Origin of the sequence: Paenarthrobacter ilicis (assembly GCF_016907545.1) — a bacterium.
Classification (GTDB): Bacteria; Actinomycetota; Actinomycetes; order Actinomycetales; family Micrococcaceae; genus Arthrobacter; species Arthrobacter ilicis.
The window spans coordinates 3,592,854-3,613,027 of record NZ_JAFBCD010000001.1; the positions used below are offsets into that span (position 1 = coordinate 3,592,854).

At 58.1% G+C, this 20,174-nt stretch carries 10 protein-coding genes and 6 rRNA genes; 4 read left to right on the forward strand and 12 right to left on the reverse strand.

Annotation, left to right across the window (positions count from 1 at the left end; all coding sequences use genetic code 11):
- Nucleotides 1-124: 124 nt before the first annotated feature.
- From JOE60_RS16400 to JOE60_RS16425, 6 genes are all read right to left on the reverse strand, one after another.
- Entirely contained in the window at nucleotides 125-412 is a 288-nt protein-coding gene (locus JOE60_RS16400; RefSeq protein WP_011776355.1) for an HU family DNA-binding protein, read from the reverse strand.
- Between the two features lie 223 nt (nucleotides 413-635).
- On the reverse strand, nucleotides 636-1,211 hold the full coding sequence (locus tag JOE60_RS16405; RefSeq protein WP_167267730.1) for a GNAT family N-acetyltransferase: 576 nt from the start codon (nucleotides 1,209-1,211) through the stop codon (nucleotides 636-638).
- A 101-nt stretch (nucleotides 1,212-1,312) separates the two neighbouring features.
- A 5S ribosomal RNA gene (gene rrf, locus JOE60_RS16410) occupies nucleotides 1,313-1,429 on the reverse strand.
- 154 nt (nucleotides 1,430-1,583) lie between these two features.
- Nucleotides 1,584-4,723, reverse strand: a 23S ribosomal RNA gene (locus tag JOE60_RS16415).
- Between the two features lie 518 nt (nucleotides 4,724-5,241).
- A 16S ribosomal RNA gene (locus JOE60_RS16420) occupies nucleotides 5,242-6,763 on the reverse strand.
- The 16S, 23S and 5S rRNA genes sit together here, the layout of an rRNA operon.
- Nucleotides 6,764-7,162: 399 nt before the next feature.
- Nucleotides 7,163-8,044, reverse strand: a complete 882-nt coding sequence (locus JOE60_RS16425; RefSeq protein ID WP_167269716.1) for an alpha/beta fold hydrolase — start codon at nucleotides 8,042-8,044, stop codon at nucleotides 7,163-7,165.
- A 121-nt stretch (nucleotides 8,045-8,165) separates the two neighbouring features.
- Between JOE60_RS16425 and JOE60_RS16430 the strand changes: the two genes are divergently transcribed.
- Nucleotides 8,166-10,070: a BTAD domain-containing putative transcriptional regulator gene (locus tag JOE60_RS16430; protein WP_167269718.1), complete on the forward strand. Its 1,905-nt coding sequence runs from the start codon at nucleotides 8,166-8,168 to the stop codon at nucleotides 10,068-10,070.
- Between the two features lie 70 nt (nucleotides 10,071-10,140).
- Here the strand turns inward: JOE60_RS16430 and rrf (JOE60_RS16435) are convergent.
- The 6 genes from rrf (JOE60_RS16435) to rpmB form a co-directional block, all read right to left on the reverse strand.
- Nucleotides 10,141-10,257, reverse strand: a 5S ribosomal RNA gene (rrf, locus tag JOE60_RS16435).
- A 154-nt stretch (nucleotides 10,258-10,411) separates the two neighbouring features.
- A 23S ribosomal RNA gene (locus JOE60_RS16440) occupies nucleotides 10,412-13,551 on the reverse strand.
- Between the two features lie 517 nt (nucleotides 13,552-14,068).
- A 16S ribosomal RNA gene (locus JOE60_RS16445) occupies nucleotides 14,069-15,590 on the reverse strand.
- A gap of 703 nt (nucleotides 15,591-16,293) precedes the next feature.
- Nucleotides 16,294-16,599: a 30S ribosomal protein S14 gene (gene rpsN, locus JOE60_RS16450; RefSeq protein WP_011776360.1), complete on the reverse strand. Its 306-nt coding sequence runs from the start codon at nucleotides 16,597-16,599 to the stop codon at nucleotides 16,294-16,296.
- Nucleotides 16,600-16,603: 4 nt separating this feature from the next.
- On the reverse strand, nucleotides 16,604-16,771 hold the full coding sequence (gene rpmG / locus JOE60_RS16455) for a 50S ribosomal protein L33 (RefSeq protein WP_003798558.1): 168 nt from the start codon (nucleotides 16,769-16,771) through the stop codon (nucleotides 16,604-16,606).
- Nucleotides 16,771-17,007, reverse strand: coding sequence for a 50S ribosomal protein L28 (gene rpmB, locus JOE60_RS16460; protein WP_011776361.1), 237 nt, complete (start codon nucleotides 17,005-17,007; stop codon nucleotides 16,771-16,773). Before rpmB ends, rpmG begins: the two co-directional genes overlap by 1 nt.
- A gap of 395 nt (nucleotides 17,008-17,402) precedes the next feature.
- Here rpmB and JOE60_RS16465 point away from each other — a divergent pair, with 395 nt between their 5' ends.
- Genes JOE60_RS16465 through JOE60_RS16475 form a run of 3 tightly spaced genes read left to right on the forward strand, consistent with a single transcriptional unit; the run spans nucleotide 17,403 to nucleotide 20,168 of the window.
- The gene (locus JOE60_RS16465; protein ID WP_167268847.1) at nucleotides 17,403-18,863 is read left to right on the forward strand and encodes a ferredoxin reductase family protein; all 1,461 of its coding nucleotides are present in this window, start codon (nucleotides 17,403-17,405) and stop codon (nucleotides 18,861-18,863) included.
- Nucleotides 18,860-19,396, forward strand: a complete 537-nt coding sequence (locus tag JOE60_RS16470) for an FMN-binding protein (protein WP_167268845.1) — start codon at nucleotides 18,860-18,862, stop codon at nucleotides 19,394-19,396. The genes JOE60_RS16465 and JOE60_RS16470 overlap by 4 nt, the downstream gene beginning before the upstream one ends.
- Nucleotides 19,380-20,168 carry an FAD:protein FMN transferase gene (locus JOE60_RS16475; protein WP_239528893.1) on the forward strand — a complete coding sequence of 263 codons (789 nt, stop codon included), beginning with the start codon at nucleotides 19,380-19,382 and terminating at the stop codon, nucleotides 20,166-20,168. Before JOE60_RS16470 ends, JOE60_RS16475 begins: the two co-directional genes overlap by 17 nt.
- The last annotated feature ends 6 nt before the right edge of the window (nucleotides 20,169-20,174 follow it).

A 20,174-nucleotide genomic window follows, 5' to 3' on the forward strand; every position in this document is an offset into this window, starting at 1 on the left:
GAATCGGGCAAGCGTTGGGGAGGAGCAGTGCGACTGGCGGCCCGGTCAGCCCCAGGTTTAAAGCAAAGAAGGGACGGAGGCCGCAAGGCTTCCGTCCCTACTTAAGGCATATGCCGAAGAGTAATTACTTCTTCTTGGCGACAGCAGCCTTCAGCTTGGAGCCGGCGGTCAGCTTGACGCTGTGGCCTGCTGCGATCTGGATGGTCTCACCGGTCTGCGGGTTGCGGCCGGTGCGAGCTGCACGGTCGGTGCGCTCAACTGCGAGCCAGCCCGGGATGGTGATCTTTTCGCCGGCAGCGACAGAAGTCTCGAAAACTTCGAACAGTGCATCGAGCACGGAGTTGACAGCAGCCTGGCTGGTGCCAGCCTTGCCTGCTACCTCTGCAACGAGTTCACTACGGTTCTTAGCCATTTACGTCCTCCTGGACTCATACGTTTTTGAGCTTTCAAGCGGAATGCGAGCAAGCCACTGTTCGAAAACTTACCAGCTTGGGCTGGCGTGGCCAGCAAATTCCGCGTGTTTCCGCGCCTTTTTGACCAAAATCACCGATTTTAGGGGGTTTAAGGGGTCCCTTTAAGCCATTGGCGTAGACGACGACGGCCCTGCATTTCCGTGGTTTGGACGGATCCGCCCCTCAGAACAGAATTCGCTGGAAGAGAATGTGGTCCTGCCAGCGCCCCGCTATGTTCAGGTAGCTGGGCGCCACACCGATCCGTTCGAAGCCGCTGCGCTTCAGTACAGCCTGGGAAGCGTCGTTGTGCACCAGTGTGGCTGCCTGGACACGATGGAGCCCCAACCCGTTGCGTGCCATCTCCAGGACCTCTTGAACGGCTTTGGTTGCGAGGCCCCGGCCTGTGAGTCCGTGATCGATCCAGTACCCCAGGTTCGCGCTCCTGAACGGCCCGTGCACAATCCCGGACAACGTCATCGCACCGACTATATTTGGCCCGTCAGTAATGACCCACGGCATCTCGGAACCCAGCTCCTGTTGCTGGAGCTTCCCTTGCACCACCTGTTCCTGGCCTTCCCTGGTGAAGAAGACGTCACTGCGCCTGGGTTCCCAGGGTGCCAAGTGACCACGGTTGCGCTCATAGGCTGCTGCGAGGAGCCCAGCATCGTTGACCTTCAGCGGGCGGATCATGAGCTCAGTGAGGCTGTCAGTGGACGCCTCAGTCGCCTCAGGGGCATGGAGCGTGCGGGTGAAATCCATCCTGAGACTCTACCGGGGTCTCAACGGGTGTGTTTGGTGGGGTGGTGGTTAAGTGCGGAAGGCCCCGAACCGGGTGGTTCGGGGCCTTCTCGTGAATGGTTGTCCGGCGGTGTCCTACTCTCCCACACCCTCCCGGGTGCAGTACCATCGGCGCTGTGGGTCTTAGCTTCCGGGTTCGGAATGGGACCGGGCGTTTCCCCCACGCTATGACCGCCGTAACTCTGTTACCCGTCCCGCCCCCGTGGTGGTGGGGGTGGGTGGGAAATCTTTGGTTACAACTGTGGTGCTTGGTTGTTATGTAGTTGTTGTTGGTTCCTGGAACGGTTGTTGTTCGGGAACCACATAGTGGACGCGTGCAGTGTTTTTTTGTGTGTGGTGTAAGTTGTTGGCCTATTAGTACCGGTCAGCTTCACGAGTCTTTAGTCCTCGCTTCCACATCCGGCCTATCAACCCAGTGGTCTGGCTGGGGGCCTCTCACACAAATTGTGTATGGAAATCTCATCTTGAAGCGAGCTTCCCGCTTAGATGCTTTCAGCGGTTATCCCATCCGAACGTAGCTAATCAGCGATGCACTTGGCAGTACAACTGACACACCAGAGGTTCGTCCGTCCCGGTCCTCTCGTACTAAGGACAGCCCTTCTCAAATTTCCTGCGCGCGCAGCGGATAGGGACCGAACTGTCTCACGACGTTCTAAACCCAGCTCGCGTACCGCTTTAATGGGCGAACAGCCCAACCCTTGGGACCTACTCCAGCCCCAGGATGCGACGAGCCGACATCGAGGTGCCAAACCATGCCGTCGATATGGACTCTTGGGCAAGATCAGCCTGTTATCCCCGAGGTACCTTTTATCCGTTGAGCGACGGCCATTCCACAATGTACCGCCGGATCACTAGTCCCGACTTTCGTCCCTGCTTGAGATGTCTCTCTCACAGTCAAGCTCCCTTGTGCACTTACACTCGACACCTGATTGCCAACCAGGCTGAGGGAACCTTTGGGCGCCTCCGTTACTTTTTAGGAGGCAACCGCCCCAGTTAAACTACCCATCAGGCACTGTCCCTGACCCGGATCACGGGCCGAAGTTAGATGTCCAAAGTGACCAGAGTGGTATTTCAACGATGACTCCACCCGAACTGGCGTCCGGGTTTCAACGTCTCCCACCTATCCTACACAAGCCACTCCGAACACCAATACCAAACTATAGTAAAGGTCTCGGGGTCTTTCCGTCCTGCTGCGCGTAACGAGCATCTTTACTCGTACTGCAATTTCGCCGAGTTTATGGTTGAGACAGCGGGGAAGTCGTTACTCCATTCGTGCAGGTCGGAACTTACCCGACAAGGAATTTCGCTACCTTAGGATGGTTATAGTTACCACCGCCGTTTACTGGGGCTTAAATTCTCAGCTTCGCCCGTAAGGGCTAACCGGTCCTCTTAACCTTCCAGCACCGGGCAGGAGTCAGTCCGTATACATCGTCTTGCGACTTCGCACGGACCTGTGTTTTTAGTAAACAGTCGCTTCCCCCTGGTCTCTGCGGCCCACACCCGCTCCACAGAGCAAGTCTGTATCACGGGGCAGGCCCCCCTTCTCCCGAAGTTACGGGGGCATTTTGCCGAGTTCCTTAACCATAATTCTCTCGATCGCCTTGGTATTCTCTACCTGATCACCTGTGTCGGTTTGGGGTACGGGCAGCTAGAACCTCGCGTCGATGCTTTTCTCGGCAGCATAGGATCACCGGATCCCCCCTTACGGGAGTCCCATCAGATCTCAGGATCGTGCTCGAAGCACACAGGAACGGATTTGCCTATCCCTGACCCTACATCCTTAGACCGGGGCAACCATCGCCCGGCCCGGCTACCTTCCTGCGTCACACCTGTTAATACGCTTACCTCCCGGGATCAGGTCCCGCGCTCGGCCAAAACCCACACACCACAAGGGTGCTAGGGCAGGCTCCGGGCGGTTAGTATCCCCCGCTTGGCATGGGCGGTTCTTCGCCGGTACGGGAATATCAACCCGTTGTCCATCGACTACGCCTGTCGGCCTCGCCTTAGGTCCCGACTTACCCAGGGCAGATTAGCTTGACCCTGGAACCCTTGATCATTCGGCGGACGGGTTTCTCACCCGTCTTTCGCTACTCATGCCTGCATTCTCACTCGTGTAGGCTCCACCGCTGGTTTCCACCGCGACTTCACTGCCCACACGACGCTCCCCTACCACTCCACACCCCTGAACCACGAAGGCTAGGGTACTGTGTGAAATCCACAACTTCGGCGGTGTACTTGAGCCCCGCTACATTGTCGGCGCGGAATCACTTGACCAGTGAGCTATTACGCACTCTTTCAAGGATGGCTGCTTCTAAGCCAACCTCCTGGTTGTCTTCGCAACTCCACATCCTTTCCCACTTAGCACACGCTTAGGGGCCTTAGTTGGTGGTCTGGGCTGTTTCCCTCTCGACTATGAAGCTTATCCCCCACAGTCTCACTGCTGCGCTCTGACTTACCGGCATTCGGAGTTTGGCTGACGTCAGTAACCTTGTAGGGCCCATCGGCCATCCAGTAGCTCTACCTCCGGCAAGAAACACGCAACGCTGCACCTAAATGCATTTCGGGGAGAACCAGCTATCACGGAGTTTGATTGGCCTTTCACCCCTACCCACAGCTCATCCCCTCCATTTTCAACTGAAGTGGGTTCGGTCCTCCACGACGTCTTACCGTCGCTTCAACCTGGCCATGGGTAGATCACTCCGCTTCGGGTCTAGATCACGCCACTACACTCGCCCTATTCAGACTCGCTTTCGCTACGGCTACCCCACACGGGTTAACCTCGCGACGTAACACTAACTCGCAGGCTCATTCTTCAAAAGGCACGCCGTCACAGTAACCAAGACTGCTCCGACGGATTGTAAGCACACGGTTTCAGGTACTGTTTCACTCCCCTCCCGGGGTACTTTTCACCTTTCCCTCACGGTACTGGTCCGCTATCGGTCATTAGGAAGTATTTAGGCTTATCAGGTGGTCCTGACAGATTCGCACGGGATTTCTCGGGCCCCGTGCTACTTGGGATACTCTCCAGGCTGCACACAACATTACGGTTACGGGGCTCACACCCTCTCTGGCCGGCCTTTCAAGACCGTTCACCTATGCACGCACATCACCTCACTGGTCCGGCAGAACCAGAACGGAAAGTCCCACAACCCCGCCCATGCAACGCCCGCCGGCTATCACACATGAAACGGTTTAGCCTGATCCGCGTTCGCTCGCCACTACTAACGGAATCACTATTGTTTTCTCTTCCTGCGGGTACTGAGATGTTTCACTTCCCCGCGTTCCCCCCACGCACCCTATGTGTTCAGATGCGGGTCACACAATCACCTTGCAGCGTTGTGCGGGGTTTCCCCATTCGGACATCCTGGGATCAACGCTCGGTTATCAACTCCCCCAGGCTTATCGCAGATTCCTACGTCCTTCTTCGGCTCCTAATGCCAAGGCATCCACCGTGTGCCCTTAAAAACTTGACCACACAAAGATCAAAAACTTACTCGAGAGAACCACGAGCCACTTGGGCCCAGGGTTCATTCATAAGAAATTGCTGTATAAGAACACCCACACCACAGGCATGTGTGTTCTTAGATGCTCGCGTCCACTATGTAGTTCTCAAACAACAACCCCATCAACCAGACCACCCCCACACACACGTGCAAGAACAGAACCAGAAGCAGGAAACACAGAAACAACCGTCCCATGCATTGCTGCACAAGGTCCTGTTGCCTCAGAACCCCAACAGTGCGCCAAACACAACCCCCACACACCACACCCCGGAACGCTTTCCCAACAACACCACACCCCCCACAAAGGAAGACGCACGTTGCCGTACTCACACCAGGACACAGCACAGAAGACCATGCCAAAAAAAATGATTCGTTGATATTCCACCCATGAGCACCCACCGCAGAACAGACGCCTGCGCAATGGGCAACACTGACAACCACCACCACACCCATACAGGCACAGCAACCAGTTGCTAGCAGCTCCTTAGAAAGGAGGTGATCCAGCCGCACCTTCCGGTACGGCTACCTTGTTACGACTTAGTCCCAATCGCCGGTCCCACCTTCGACGGCTCCCCCCACAAGGGTTAGGCCACCGGCTTCGGGTGTTACCAACTTTCGTGACTTGACGGGCGGTGTGTACAAGGCCCGGGAACGTATTCACCGCAGCGTTGCTGATCTGCGATTACTAGCGACTCCGACTTCATGGGGTCGAGTTGCAGACCCCAATCCGAACTGAGACCGGCTTTTTGGGATTAGCTCCACCTCACAGTATCGCAACCCTTTGTACCGGCCATTGTAGCATGCGTGAAGCCCAAGACATAAGGGGCATGATGATTTGACGTCGTCCCCACCTTCCTCCGAGTTGACCCCGGCAGTCTCCTATGAGTCCCCGGCCGAACCGCTGGCAACATAGAACGAGGGTTGCGCTCGTTGCGGGACTTAACCCAACATCTCACGACACGAGCTGACGACAACCATGCACCACCTGTAAACCGACCGCAAGCGGGGCACCTGTTTCCAGGTATTACCGGTTCATGTCAAGCCTTGGTAAGGTTCTTCGCGTTGCATCGAATTAATCCGCATGCTCCGCCGCTTGTGCGGGCCCCCGTCAATTCCTTTGAGTTTTAGCCTTGCGGCCGTACTCCCCAGGCGGGGCACTTAATGCGTTAGCTACGGCGCGGAAAACGTGGAATGTCCCCCACACCTAGTGCCCAACGTTTACGGCATGGACTACCAGGGTATCTAATCCTGTTCGCTCCCCATGCTTTCGCTCCTCAGCGTCAGTTACAGCCCAGAGACCTGCCTTCGCCATCGGTGTTCCTCCTGATATCTGCGCATTTCACCGCTACACCAGGAATTCCAGTCTCCCCTACTGCACTCTAGTCTGCCCGTACCCACTGCAGAACCGGAGTTGAGCCCCGGTCTTTCACAGCAGACGCGACAAACCGCCTACGAGCTCTTTACGCCCAATAATTCCGGATAACGCTTGCGCCCTACGTATTACCGCGGCTGCTGGCACGTAGTTAGCCGGCGCTTCTTCTGCAGGTACCGTCACCTTACGGCTTCTTCCCTACTGAAAGAGGTTTACAACCCGAAGGCCGTCATCCCTCACGCGGCGTCGCTGCATCAGGCTTGCGCCCATTGTGCAATATTCCCCACTGCTGCCTCCCGTAGGAGTCTGGGCCGTGTCTCAGTCCCAGTGTGGCCGGTCACCCTCTCAGGCCGGCTACCCGTCGTCGCCTTGGTAGGCCATTACCCCACCAACAAGCTGATAGGCCGCGAGTCCATCCAAAACCACAAAAGCTTTCCACCACCATGACATGCGCCAGATGGTCGTATCCGGTATTAGACCCAGTTTCCCAGGCTTATCCCAGAGTCAAGGGCAGGTTACTCACGTGTTACTCACCCGTTCGCCACTAATCCCCCAGCAAGCTGGGATCATCGTTCGACTTGCATGTGTTAAGCACGCCGCCAGCGTTCATCCTGAGCCAGGATCAAACTCTCCGTTGAAAAATAACAGACACAACCACACCCACCGGAAATAACGGCAAAACGCGGCTGCACAAAATTCGAAACCAGCTGAAAACCAGACCACCACACACGGGGGTGCGCAATGATCCAGCCATAATTTCAACCAATCAATAAAACAATCGGTATCAACAAACTTGGCACACTATTGAGTTCTCAAACAACAGACCCCCCAAAACATCACCCCAGGAAACACCACACAAAGCAGCGCACCACAACAGGGCCATTGGAAAAGAAGAGTTATTTTTGGCCGCCTACCGAACCGTACACACCTTCCGGCTTTCCGTTTCGCACCCGGCGACTCAGAAAACAATACACGCCCCCAACCCCCAACGCAAATCCACCCCCAACCCCCGCCACCCCGCCGTCGAACCCTGCTTCTTAGCGGTCCATCAACTCCCGCATCGCCGCAATCACCGCCACAGGATTTTCCTCAGCCATGAAGTGACCTATATCCAGTGTCATGTGTTCGAGTGCCGGCGCCCATGCGCCCCAAAGTGAAGCCGCGTCGTAGCCCAACGCCGTGCCCCAATCCTGCTGCATTACAGCGACTGGCATGGCCAGCGTGCGTCCCGCGTTCCTATCCGCGCGATCACGCGTGATGTCGATTCCTGCAGAGGCCCGGTAGTCCGCGACGATCGACCACACTGCTTCGCGCGATGCCCGCAGGTACTCCTGTCGATAGTCCGCAGAAATGGCTTCCGGATTATTCGTCCAGCCGTCCAGGAACGACGCGAAGAACGAGTCAGCCGTCGCTTCGATCATGGGCTCCGGAATCCCGGCCGCTTGGGCCATCAGGTATAGATGCCAAGCCACTTTGGCGTCCGCACCGCGGAGTATCTCCCACATATCCAACGTCGGGAGCACTTCCAAGGCGAGAAGGTGCGTCACGGTCTTAGGATGATCCAAGCCAGCGCGAACAGCCACAAGGGCACCCCTGTCATGACCGGCCAAGGCGAACTGTTCATGACCAAGAAATCGGGCGGCCGTGACGACGTCGGCAGCCATGGTCCGCTTTGAGTACGTCGCCTCGTCTTCTTCCGCGGGCTTGTCACTCGCTCCGTACCCGCGAAGGTCAGGGCAGATAACCGTGTGGTCCTTCGCCAAATCATCGGCCACGTGCCTCCACATGAGATGCGTCTGCGGAAAACCATGCAAAAGTACGACGGCGGGTCCACTGCCTGCCACCGCTACGTTCAGGTGGATATCGGGTGCTACGGGCACGCGGTGGTATGTGGCGTCGGGCAGCAAGGTCAAAGCCATGGAGTCTCCATTCGTTGGTGGTCAGTCCACTCTCCCGCTACCGAATCAGCCCTCAATCAGCCGGCGCCATACGGTCCGGCTGTCAACCAAGGGTGTCGCACCTCCTGAATACGATTGACCTGTGAGCAACCTCCACATCCGAGTCCTCGGCCCCATCTCAGTAATCGCTGACGGAGAGTCGCGGGAACCCACCAAGCGAAGGCATAGGGAAATCATCGGGATTCTTGTGGCACAGCGGGGCCGGGCTATTTCCACGGCATCGCTGATTGAAGAGTTATGGGATGACAGCCCCACAGAAGGAGCCGTGGGAGTACTCAGGACCTTCATCGGCGAGCTTCGCCGTATCCTCGAACCGCACAGGCCTCCCCGGACACCGCCCAAAATCCTCCTCACCGTCGGTGACGGATACGCACTACGGCTCAATGCCGAGGCGGTGGACGCTTGGGCCTTCGAAGCCGCGGTGGCCGCGGCAGTCGGAACATCTCCTGAGGAGGTGGACTCCCGATTGTCCAAAGCCCTTAAGAACTGGCATGGCGTCTTTGAAGAATTTGTCGAACGGCCGTGGGCTGTCCCTGAGGTGAAGCGACTAACAGAGCTGCGTAAGACCGCCGTCGAACGATGCGCGGAAGCGCGGCTGGACTGTGGCCGTCCAACGGACGCAGTGGCCATGCTCGAAGCACACGTGGAGGAGAGTCCCTGGCGTGAAGAAGGGTGGCGTTTGCTGGCGCTGGCCCTGCATGGGGCCCGACGCCAAGGCGATGCGCTGGCTGCCCTTCGGAGGGCACGCCTTCAGCTTGTCAACGAACTCGGGCTGGACCCCAGTCCTGGTCTCGTTGACCTGGAGAGCCGGATTCTTCGCGGGGATGCGGAGTTGTATCGCTTCGAAACCCCCGGTCTGGCCATCACTGCCGCCGCCTACTCACGGAGCGGCACCAGAGTTCAGTTGGAGGCCTCGAACGCAGTGTTGGGCAGTTTGGCCGTTGCCGGCAACCTTCAGACAGCCCGCACCCAACGCCTTGCAGCCATTCAAGCCGCTGCAGACCTTGGCGATCCTGAACTCAACGTCCGAATAATCGGAGGCTACGACGTACCTGGAATATGGACCCGCACGGATGATTCGGCTGCGGCCGGCGTTGTCATAGCAGCTGCGGAGGAAGCGCTGGCCGCCAACCCAGGACTCAGCGACCGAAGCCGTGCCCGCCTTCTGGCAACCATAGCCATGGAGTCCCGAGGAACAGGCGGTCGCCAGCTGGAGGCCTGTGAAGCGGAGTCAATTGCTGGACGATTGGGAGACGCGCAGCTGCTCTGCTTTGCCCTCAGCGCCCGGTTCATGCAAACGTTCGCCGTGGCCGGGCTTGCAGCCCAACGCGCGGATATTGGCCAACAGCTGATAGCAGCCGCTTTCGACGCCGACTCGCCCACCTTTGAGATCAACGGGCGGCTGATTCGTATGCAGGCATTGTGCGCCATGAATGACATCAACTCGGCCAGTACAGAAGCGGATGCAGTAGACCGGCTGGCCTTAAGGCACCAGAGACCGTTGGCCAGCGTGTTCACCCACTGGTTCCGGTGGACTTTCCTTGCCGGCACCCAGCTTCCTCCCTTACCGACAGAGATGCCGGGCTTCGCTGACGGAATCGCGGCGTTGGCCACGCTCGGCCGCCAATTACGCCAGGAGGCTGACCTGGGTGGTGTTGAACCGCATGGTGCTCAGCTGAGCGACGGTAACTTTGGCCCATATGAACGCTGGGTTCGGCCCCTTTTTCTGGTGAGGGCGGGAGCTCGTAGCGAGGCGGCCGAAGCTCTTCGGCACCTTCCGGATCCCCCACGTGATCTCTTGCTCGAGGCCACCTGGTGCATCGTTGCCCAGGCAGCCTGCGAAGTGGGCGAGCCCTCCCTCATCCACAGGGCATTGGCCGCGCTGGAGCCGGCCGAGGGAGAACGAGCGGCCGGAAGCGGTGTGGTGGACCTCGGCAGCGTTGATTACTACCTGAAGATGCTCGGGGAGGTGTCTGTCTCGGCGTGATGGTTGGTTTTTGGAGGTTAAATACGGAAGGCCCCGAACCGGGTGGTTCGGGGCCTTCTCGTGAATGGTTGTCCGGCGGTGTCCTACTCTCCCACACCCTCCCGGGTGCAGTACCATCGGCGCTGTGGGTCTTAGCTTCCGGGTTCGGAATGGGACCGGGCGTTTCCCCCACGCTATGACCGCCGTAACTCTGTTACCCGTCCCGCCCCCGTGGTGGTGGGGGTGGGTGGGAAATCTTTGGTTACAACTGTGGTGCTTGGTTGTTATGTAGTTGTTGTTGGTTCCTGGAACGGTTGTTGTTCGGGAACCACATAGTGGACGCGTGCAGTGTTTTTTTGTGTGTGGTGTAAGTTGTTGGCCTATTAGTACCGGTCAGCTTCACGAGTCTTTAGTCCTCGCTTCCACATCCGGCCTATCAACCCAGTGGTCTGGCTGGGGGCCTCTCACACAAATTGTGTATGGAAATCTCATCTTGAAGCGAGCTTCCCGCTTAGATGCTTTCAGCGGTTATCCCATCCGAACGTAGCTAATCAGCGATGCACTTGGCAGTACAACTGACACACCAGAGGTTCGTCCGTCCCGGTCCTCTCGTACTAAGGACAGCCCTTCTCAAATTTCCTGCGCGCGCAGCGGATAGGGACCGAACTGTCTCACGACGTTCTAAACCCAGCTCGCGTACCGCTTTAATGGGCGAACAGCCCAACCCTTGGGACCTACTCCAGCCCCAGGATGCGACGAGCCGACATCGAGGTGCCAAACCATGCCGTCGATATGGACTCTTGGGCAAGATCAGCCTGTTATCCCCGAGGTACCTTTTATCCGTTGAGCGACGGCCATTCCACAATGTACCGCCGGATCACTAGTCCCGACTTTCGTCCCTGCTTGAGATGTCTCTCTCACAGTCAAGCTCCCTTGTGCACTTACACTCGACACCTGATTGCCAACCAGGCTGAGGGAACCTTTGGGCGCCTCCGTTACTTTTTAGGAGGCAACCGCCCCAGTTAAACTACCCATCAGGCACTGTCCCTGACCCGGATCACGGGCCGAAGTTAGATGTCCAAAGTGACCAGAGTGGTATTTCAACGATGACTCCACCCGAACTGGCGTCCGGGTTTCAACGTCTCCCACCTATCCTACACAAGCCACTCCGAACACCAATACCAAACTATAGTAAAGGTCTCGGGGTCTTTCCGTCCTGCTGCGCGTAACGAGCATCTTTACTCGTACTGCAATTTCGCCGAGTTTATGGTTGAGACAGCGGGGAAGTCGTTACTCCATTCGTGCAGGTCGGAACTTACCCGACAAGGAATTTCGCTACCTTAGGATGGTTATAGTTACCACCGCCGTTTACTGGGGCTTAAATTCTCAGCTTCGCCCGTAAGGGCTAACCGGTCCTCTTAACCTTCCAGCACCGGGCAGGAGTCAGTCCGTATACATCGTCTTGCGACTTCGCACGGACCTGTGTTTTTAGTAAACAGTCGCTTCCCCCTGGTCTCTGCGGCCCACACCCGCTCCACAGAGCAAGTCTGTATCACGGGGCAGGCCCCCCTTCTCCCGAAGTTACGGGGGCATTTTGCCGAGTTCCTTAACCATAATTCTCTCGATCGCCTTGGTATTCTCTACCTGATCACCTGTGTCGGTTTGGGGTACGGGCAGCTAGAACCTCGCGTCGATGCTTTTCTCGGCAGCATAGGATCACCGGATCCCCCCTTACGGGAGTCCCATCAGATCTCAGGATCGTGCTCGAAGCACACAGGAACGGATTTGCCTATCCCTGACCCTACATCCTTAGACCGGGGCAACCATCGCCCGGCCCGGCTACCTTCCTGCGTCACACCTGTTAATACGCTTACCTCCCGGGATCAGGTCCCGCGCTCGGCCAAAACCCACACACCACAAGGGTGCTAGGGCAGGCTCCGGGCGGTTAGTATCCCCCGCTTGGCATGGGCGGTTCTTCGCCGGTACGGGAATATCAACCCGTTGTCCATCGACTACGCCTGTCGGCCTCGCCTTAGGTCCCGACTTACCCAGGGCAGATTAGCTTGACCCTGGAACCCTTGATCATTCGGCGGACGGGTTTCTCACCCGTCTTTCGCTACTCATGCCTGCATTCTCACTCGTGTAGGCTCCACCGCTGGTTTCCACCGCGACTTCACTGCCCACACGACGCTCCCCTACCACTCCACACCCCTGAACCACGAAGGCTAGGGTACTGTGTGAAATCCACAACTTCGGCGGTGTACTTGAGCCCCGCTACATTGTCGGCGCGGAATCACTTGACCAGTGAGCTATTACGCACTCTTTCAAGGATGGCTGCTTCTAAGCCAACCTCCTGGTTGTCTTCGCAACTCCACATCCTTTCCCACTTAGCACACGCTTAGGGGCCTTAGTTGGTGGTCTGGGCTGTTTCCCTCTCGACTATGAAGCTTATCCCCCACAGTCTCACTGCTGCGCTCTGACTTACCGGCATTCGGAGTTTGGCTGACGTCAGTAACCTTGTAGGGCCCATCGGCCATCCAGTAGCTCTACCTCCGGCAAGAAACACGCAACGCTGCACCTAAATGCATTTCGGGGAGAACCAGCTATCACGGAGTTTGATTGGCCTTTCACCCCTACCCACAGCTCATCCCCTCCATTTTCAACTGAAGTGGGTTCGGTCCTCCACGACGTCTTACCGTCGCTTCAACCTGGCCATGGGTAGATCACTCCGCTTCGGGTCTAGATCACGCCACTACACTCGCCCTATTCAGACTCGCTTTCGCTACGGCTACCCCACACGGGTTAACCTCGCGACGTAACACTAACTCGCAGGCTCATTCTTCAAAAGGCACGCCGTCACAGTAACCAAGACTGCTCCGACGGATTGTAAGCACACGGTTTCAGGTACTGTTTCACTCCCCTCCCGGGGTACTTTTCACCTTTCCCTCACGGTACTGGTCCGCTATCGGTCATTAGGAAGTATTTAGGCTTATCAGGTGGTCCTGACAGATTCGCACGGGATTTCTCGGGCCCCGTGCTACTTGGGATACTCTCCAGGCTGCACACAACATTACGGTTACGGGGCTCACACCCTCTCTGGCCGGCCTTTCAAGACCGTTCACCTATGCACGCACATCACCTCACTGGTCCGGCAGAACCAGAACGGAAAGTCCCACAACCCCGCCCATGCAACGCCCGCCGGCTATCACACATGAAACGGTTTAGCCTGATCCGCGTTCGCTCGCCACTACTAACGGAATCACTATTGTTTTCTCTTCCTGCGGGTACTGAGATGTTTCACTTCCCCGCGTTCCCCCCACGCACCCTATGTGTTCAGATGCGGGTCACACAATCACCTTGCAGCGTTGTGCGGGGTTTCCCCATTCGGACATCCTGGGATCAACGCTCGGTTATCAACTCCCCCAGGCTTATCGCAGATTCCTACGTCCTTCTTCGGCTCCTAATGCCAAGGCATCCACCGTGTGCCCTTAAAAACTTGACCACACAAAGATCAAAAACTTACTCGAGAGAACCACGAGCCACTTGGGCCCAGGGTTCATTCATAAGAAATTGCTGTATAAGAACACCCACACCACAGGCATGTGTGTTCTTAGATGCTCGCGTCCACTATGTAGTTCTCAAACAACAACCCCATCAACCAGACCACCCCCACACACACGTGCAAGAACAGAACCAGAAGCAGGAAACACAGAAACAACCGTCCCATGCATTGCTGCACAAGGTCCTGTTGCCTCAGAACCCCAACAGTGCGCCAAACACAACCCCCACACACCACACCCCGGAACGCTTTCCCAACAACACCACACCCCCCACAAAGGAAGACGCACGTTGCCGTACTCACACCAGGACACAGCACAGAAGACCATGCCAAAAAAATGATTCGTTGATATTCCACCCATGAGCACCCACCGCAGAACAGACGCCTGCGCAATGGGCAACACTGACAACCACCACCACACCCATACAGGCACAGCAACCAGTTGCTAGCAGCTCCTTAGAAAGGAGGTGATCCAGCCGCACCTTCCGGTACGGCTACCTTGTTACGACTTAGTCCCAATCGCCGGTCCCACCTTCGACGGCTCCCCCCACAAGGGTTAGGCCACCGGCTTCGGGTGTTACCAACTTTCGTGACTTGACGGGCGGTGTGTACAAGGCCCGGGAACGTATTCACCGCAGCGTTGCTGATCTGCGATTACTAGCGACTCCGACTTCATGGGGTCGAGTTGCAGACCCCAATCCGAACTGAGACCGGCTTTTTGGGATTAGCTCCACCTCACAGTATCGCAACCCTTTGTACCGGCCATTGTAGCATGCGTGAAGCCCAAGACATAAGGGGCATGATGATTTGACGTCGTCCCCACCTTCCTCCGAGTTGACCCCGGCAGTCTCCTATGAGTCCCCGGCCGAACCGCTGGCAACATAGAACGAGGGTTGCGCTCGTTGCGGGACTTAACCCAACATCTCACGACACGAGCTGACGACAACCATGCACCACCTGTAAACCGACCGCAAGCGGGGCACCTGTTTCCAGGTATTACCGGTTCATGTCAAGCCTTGGTAAGGTTCTTCGCGTTGCATCGAATTAATCCGCATGCTCCGCCGCTTGTGCGGGCCCCCGTCAATTCCTTTGAGTTTTAGCCTTGCGGCCGTACTCCCCAGGCGGGGCACTTAATGCGTTAGCTACGGCGCGGAAAACGTGGAATGTCCCCCACACCTAGTGCCCAACGTTTACGGCATGGACTACCAGGGTATCTAATCCTGTTCGCTCCCCATGCTTTCGCTCCTCAGCGTCAGTTACAGCCCAGAGACCTGCCTTCGCCATCGGTGTTCCTCCTGATATCTGCGCATTTCACCGCTACACCAGGAATTCCAGTCTCCCCTACTGCACTCTAGTCTGCCCGTACCCACTGCAGAACCGGAGTTGAGCCCCGGTCTTTCACAGCAGACGCGACAAACCGCCTACGAGCTCTTTACGCCCAATAATTCCGGATAACGCTTGCGCCCTACGTATTACCGCGGCTGCTGGCACGTAGTTAGCCGGCGCTTCTTCTGCAGGTACCGTCACCTTACGGCTTCTTCCCTACTGAAAGAGGTTTACAACCCGAAGGCCGTCATCCCTCACGCGGCGTCGCTGCATCAGGCTTGCGCCCATTGTGCAATATTCCCCACTGCTGCCTCCCGTAGGAGTCTGGGCCGTGTCTCAGTCCCAGTGTGGCCGGTCACCCTCTCAGGCCGGCTACCCGTCGTCGCCTTGGTAGGCCATTACCCCACCAACAAGCTGATAGGCCGCGAGTCCATCCAAAACCACAAAAGCTTTCCACCACCATGACATGCGCCAGATGGTCGTATCCGGTATTAGACCCAGTTTCCCAGGCTTATCCCAGAGTCAAGGGCAGGTTACTCACGTGTTACTCACCCGTTCGCCACTAATCCCCCAGCAAGCTGGGATCATCGTTCGACTTGCATGTGTTAAGCACGCCGCCAGCGTTCATCCTGAGCCAGGATCAAACTCTCCGTTGAAAAATAACAGACACAACCACACCCACCGGAAATAACGGCAAAACGCGGCTGCACAAAATTCGAAACCAGCTGAAAACCAGACCACCACACACGGGGGTGCGCAATGATCCAGCCATAATTTCAACCAATCAATAAAACAATCGGTATCAACAAACTTGGCACACTATTGAGTTCTCAAACAACAGACACTAACCGGCACCACCCACACCCAACAGGGTCCAAGATCGCTCCGGAGCAACTTTTCAAACTTACCCGATCAACCAGCCCCAAGCAAATCAGCGTTTCCGCGTTCACCAGGCAATCAATCGGCCCCACCCGACCACGGCGCACCCGGAAGCGCACCATATTTCAGGCTGTTTAGAAGGGGGTTGGCCTCCGCGGCTTCCAGCTCCAGGCTGTCTCACTCGCGGCGACTCAGAAGACATTACACGCCAACGACCCCGCACACAAATCGCCCCCAACACCCAGCCCCACCCCCCGCAAACACAGGCCAAAACCCCCAAACCACCAAAAACAACCCAAAACCAGTCAAGGTGAAGCCCATCACACCACCCAACCCGCCGCCGTCGAAACCCGACAGGACGTGAGAGAGCAACCCCCGAAACCCCGACGGGAAGTGAGAGAGGAACGCAAAGGGGGGTGGGGTTAAACGCAAAAAAGGCCGGCAACCGTAACGGTTGCCGGCCCTTTCAGGACTTCGTGATTACCAGGAAGACTTGGTGATGCCCGGAAGCTCACCGCGGTGAGCCATGTCGCGGAAGCGAACACGGGAGATACCGAACTTCTGGAGCGTGCCACGGGGACGGCCGTCGATCTGGTCGCGGTTACGCAGACGGATCGGGGAGGCGTTGCGGGGCAGCTTTTGCAGGCCGAGGCGTGCAGCTTCGCGTGCTTCGTCAGTCGCGTTGGGGTCAACCAGGGTCTTCTTCAGTTCGAGACGCTTGGCAGCGTAACGCTCAACAATGACCTTGCGCTGCTCGTTGCGAGCAATCTTGGACTTCTTTGCCATGTGTTTAGCGCTCCTCTCGGAATTCGACGTGCTGGCGGATCTTGGGGTCGTACTTCTTCAAGACCAGGCGGTCAGGATCGTTACGACGGTTCTTGCGGGTTACGTAGGTGTAACCGGTGCCCGCAGTGGACTTCAGCTTGATGATCGGACGTACGTCCTTGTCCTTTGCCATTAGAGCTTTACTCCTCGTGCCAGGATGTCAGCAACGACTGAGTCGATGCCGCGTACGTCGATGGTCTTGATGCCACGTGCTGACAGGGTCAGCGTGACATTACGGCGCAGGGACGGAACCCAGTAGCGCTTCTTCTGAATGTTCGGATCGAACCGACGCTTGTTGCGACGGTGCGAGTGCGAAATGCTGTGTCCAAAGCCCGGCTCGGCTCCGGTCACTTGGCAGTGTGCTGCCATGACTCTCCTCCAAAGATTGAATGTAACGGCGTGCAGATGTTCCTGCGTTACCGTGCGACAGGCAGCGTCCGCGTCCGTTCCAAACCATTTCGGTAGTTTCCGCAGCAACTGCGGCGAAGAGGGTTGGCCTCAGGTCCGGGCAGTGGAAACCACTGGATCAAAACCTGGGATACCGGGCGAATACAGGAATGCACGCAACTTGAGCCCCTAACTACCGGCCAACGGGACGTCAGTCAGACTGACCTTCACCACCAACCGGAGCAATTGCACACGATCCGCACTACCTAGCGCCTAACCATTCTACGGGCCAGGCCAAATTAAGACCAATCAGGAATCATAAGCCCCCGCCAGCCCTTTCACAGCAGAATGAAAGGAATCATGGCGAGTCTTGATTCATGACCTCGCTACTTAACTCCGGCTCCCCGGTGAAAAGCGCTCCGGAAGGGGCCAAACGCAGGCGGCCCGCCGCCGTCGAACGTTTCCACTTACAGGCACGACGGCGGCTGGCCCGGACCGACATCCTGGGTTTCCTTGCGTGGTTGTCACCCGTGGCGGCGGTGGCGCTGTGGCTGGCCGATGGCGGTATCAGCGGGTTCTCCTCGTTCGCCGGAACCATGACGGCGCTGGGAATCATTGCAGGGCTGATCGGCATGGACGTAGTCCTGCTGATGCTGCTCCTGGCGGCCCGGATCCCGTTCATCGACAACACGATCGGCCATGACCGCGCCTTGGAAGTCCACAAATGGTTGGGCAAGCCGGCGCTTTACCTTCTGCTTGCCCACGGCATCCTCCTGGCTATCGGGTACGGCGCCGCGGAAGGACTGGATCCTGTCAGTGAATCAATCTCGTTGTGGGTGAATGTTCCGGACATGTGGCTGGCTTTCGTCTCCATGGTCCTGTTCATTGCCGTGGTGGTGACGTCCCTGGTGGCAGTCCGGCGCAAGTTCCCCTATGAATTCTGGTACGCAGTCCACCTGCTCACCTACGCCGCAGTGGGGACTGCCATCCCGCATCAATTCAGCGTTGGCGGCCTGTTTGCGGAGGGCACGTGGCAGCGCTGGTACTGGTTGCTGCTCTGTGTGGGAACCGGCGCGGCCCTCCTTTGGTTCCGGATCTGCCAACCCATTGCCGCCAGTTTCAAGCACCAGCTCACGGTGAGCAGGGTGGTCCGTGTTTCGGCGGATGTCTTCAGCATCGAGATGGCGGGGAGGAATCTGGAGCGTTTGTCCGGGGCCGGCGGCCGGTTCTTCTTCTGGAGGTTCCTGGCCCCCGGGCATTGGTGGCAGCCCCATCCGTTCAGCCTGTCGGCAGAGCCCATTCCAGGGAGGGGCAATCAGCCCGGCAAACTCCGCATCACCGTGCGCACCCTTGGCGAAGGCACGGCCAAGCTGGCGCACATCAGGCCCGGCACCAAAGTGGCAATCGAAGGACCTTACGGCATGTTCAGCACGGCCGCCAGGACCCGGAACAAGGTGGTGATGATCGGTGCCGGCATTGGGATTACTCCCCTGCGCTCGTTGCTCGAAACAACACCGTTCCAGCCCGGCGAAGCAACCGTGCTTCTCCGTGGCCATCAAGACTCGGAGTTGTTCCTTGGCCAGGAGATCATGGCCCTCTGCCAGGCACGGGGAGTCACCCTGTTCCACCTCCTGGGGCCACGTTCCCAGGGCGATCACGCCTGGCTTCCCCACGACGCGGTCCAGGCCGGTTTTGGACTCCACTCCTATGTTCAAGGCATCGCGGACGCCGATGTCTATGTCTGCGGGCCATCCCCGTGGGCGGCGTCCGTCCTCCGGGACGTCGAACTGGCCGGCGTCCCCGCACAGCAACTCCACTACGAAAGGTTCGACTGGTGAGAATACGGGCAGCTTTGGCAACAGCCTTGGCATCGGCAGGCATCCTGCTGGCGGGGTGGCAATCGGGTTCGCATGTGGCCGAGACGGGCACGGCGATCACCACCAGCCTCAGCAGCAACACAACCAGCGGCGGCTCCGGTTCGGCAGCCAGCGGAAGTTCCGGGACAAGCAGCAGCGGGTCCAGCGGGAGCGGGTCTACCGGCTCAGGCAGCTCCGGCAGTACGGGCAGCAGCGGCACAGGGACGGGAAGTACGACGGCGGCAACGTACGACGGCTCCACCGTCCAGACCCGCTACGGTTCAGTTCAGGTCCGGGTCACCATCCAAGCCGGCAAAATCACCGAGATCACCCCACTGCAGCTGACCGACGCGGAACGAAAGTCCGCCCAGATCAGCAGCCGTGCGGCCCCCGTATTGCGGTCTGAAGTTCTCCAGGCACAATCGGCCACCGTCCAGACGGTGGGTGGCGCAACCATCACCAGCGACGCCTACCTCACCTCCCTCCAGGCGGCCCTCGATGCAGCAAACTTCTAGCCGCCCGCAGCTCCGTGCGCGGACCTTCCACAGCATGGGCACCGTGGTGAGCCTGACGGTGGCGAGCACCTCCGCACCTGATACTGCCGTGGACGAGCTGGAGTCCGCCGTCGAGGTCCTCGAAGGGATCTTTGCCAACCTCGACCTGACGTTCAGCCTCTACCGGTCCGGGTCCGAAGCAAACAAGGTCAACAGCGGCGAGCTGGCCCTGGCTTATGCGTCCGAGTCCCTCCGGGATCTGTACGCAGAGGCTTCGGAATGGCGATTGGCCACGGATGGGGCTTTCACGGCAGAGCGCCCCGACGGCAGGCTCGATCTTTCGGGAATCGTCAAAGCGCATGCAGTCCGGGAAGCTGAGCTGTCCCTCCGGGCCTTGGGGCTTCAGGATTGGTGCGTGAATGCCGGCGGGGACGTCCTGGTCAGCGGATCCCCTGCGGCAGATGCGGCAGGAGATCCTTGGTTGGCCGGCATCGTGGACCCCGGGGACCGTCAGTCACTGCTGGGCGCCTACCCGCTGGCGGCCAACAGGGCCCTTGCTACCTCGGGGTCCGCCGAGCGCGGAGAGCATATCTGGACAGCCGGCTCGGATCGCCCGGAATTCATCCAGGTATCGGTCGCGGCGACGGAGATCGTCACAGCGGACGTGCTGGCAACGGCAATTGTTGCTGGCGGCACCCGGGCGTTGGATCACGCCGTGGAGCGCTGGGGTGTGGATGTCTTGGCGGTCCATCGTGACGGGTCGTTGCTGGCCACACCGGGCTTCCGCGCCTAAGGCTTC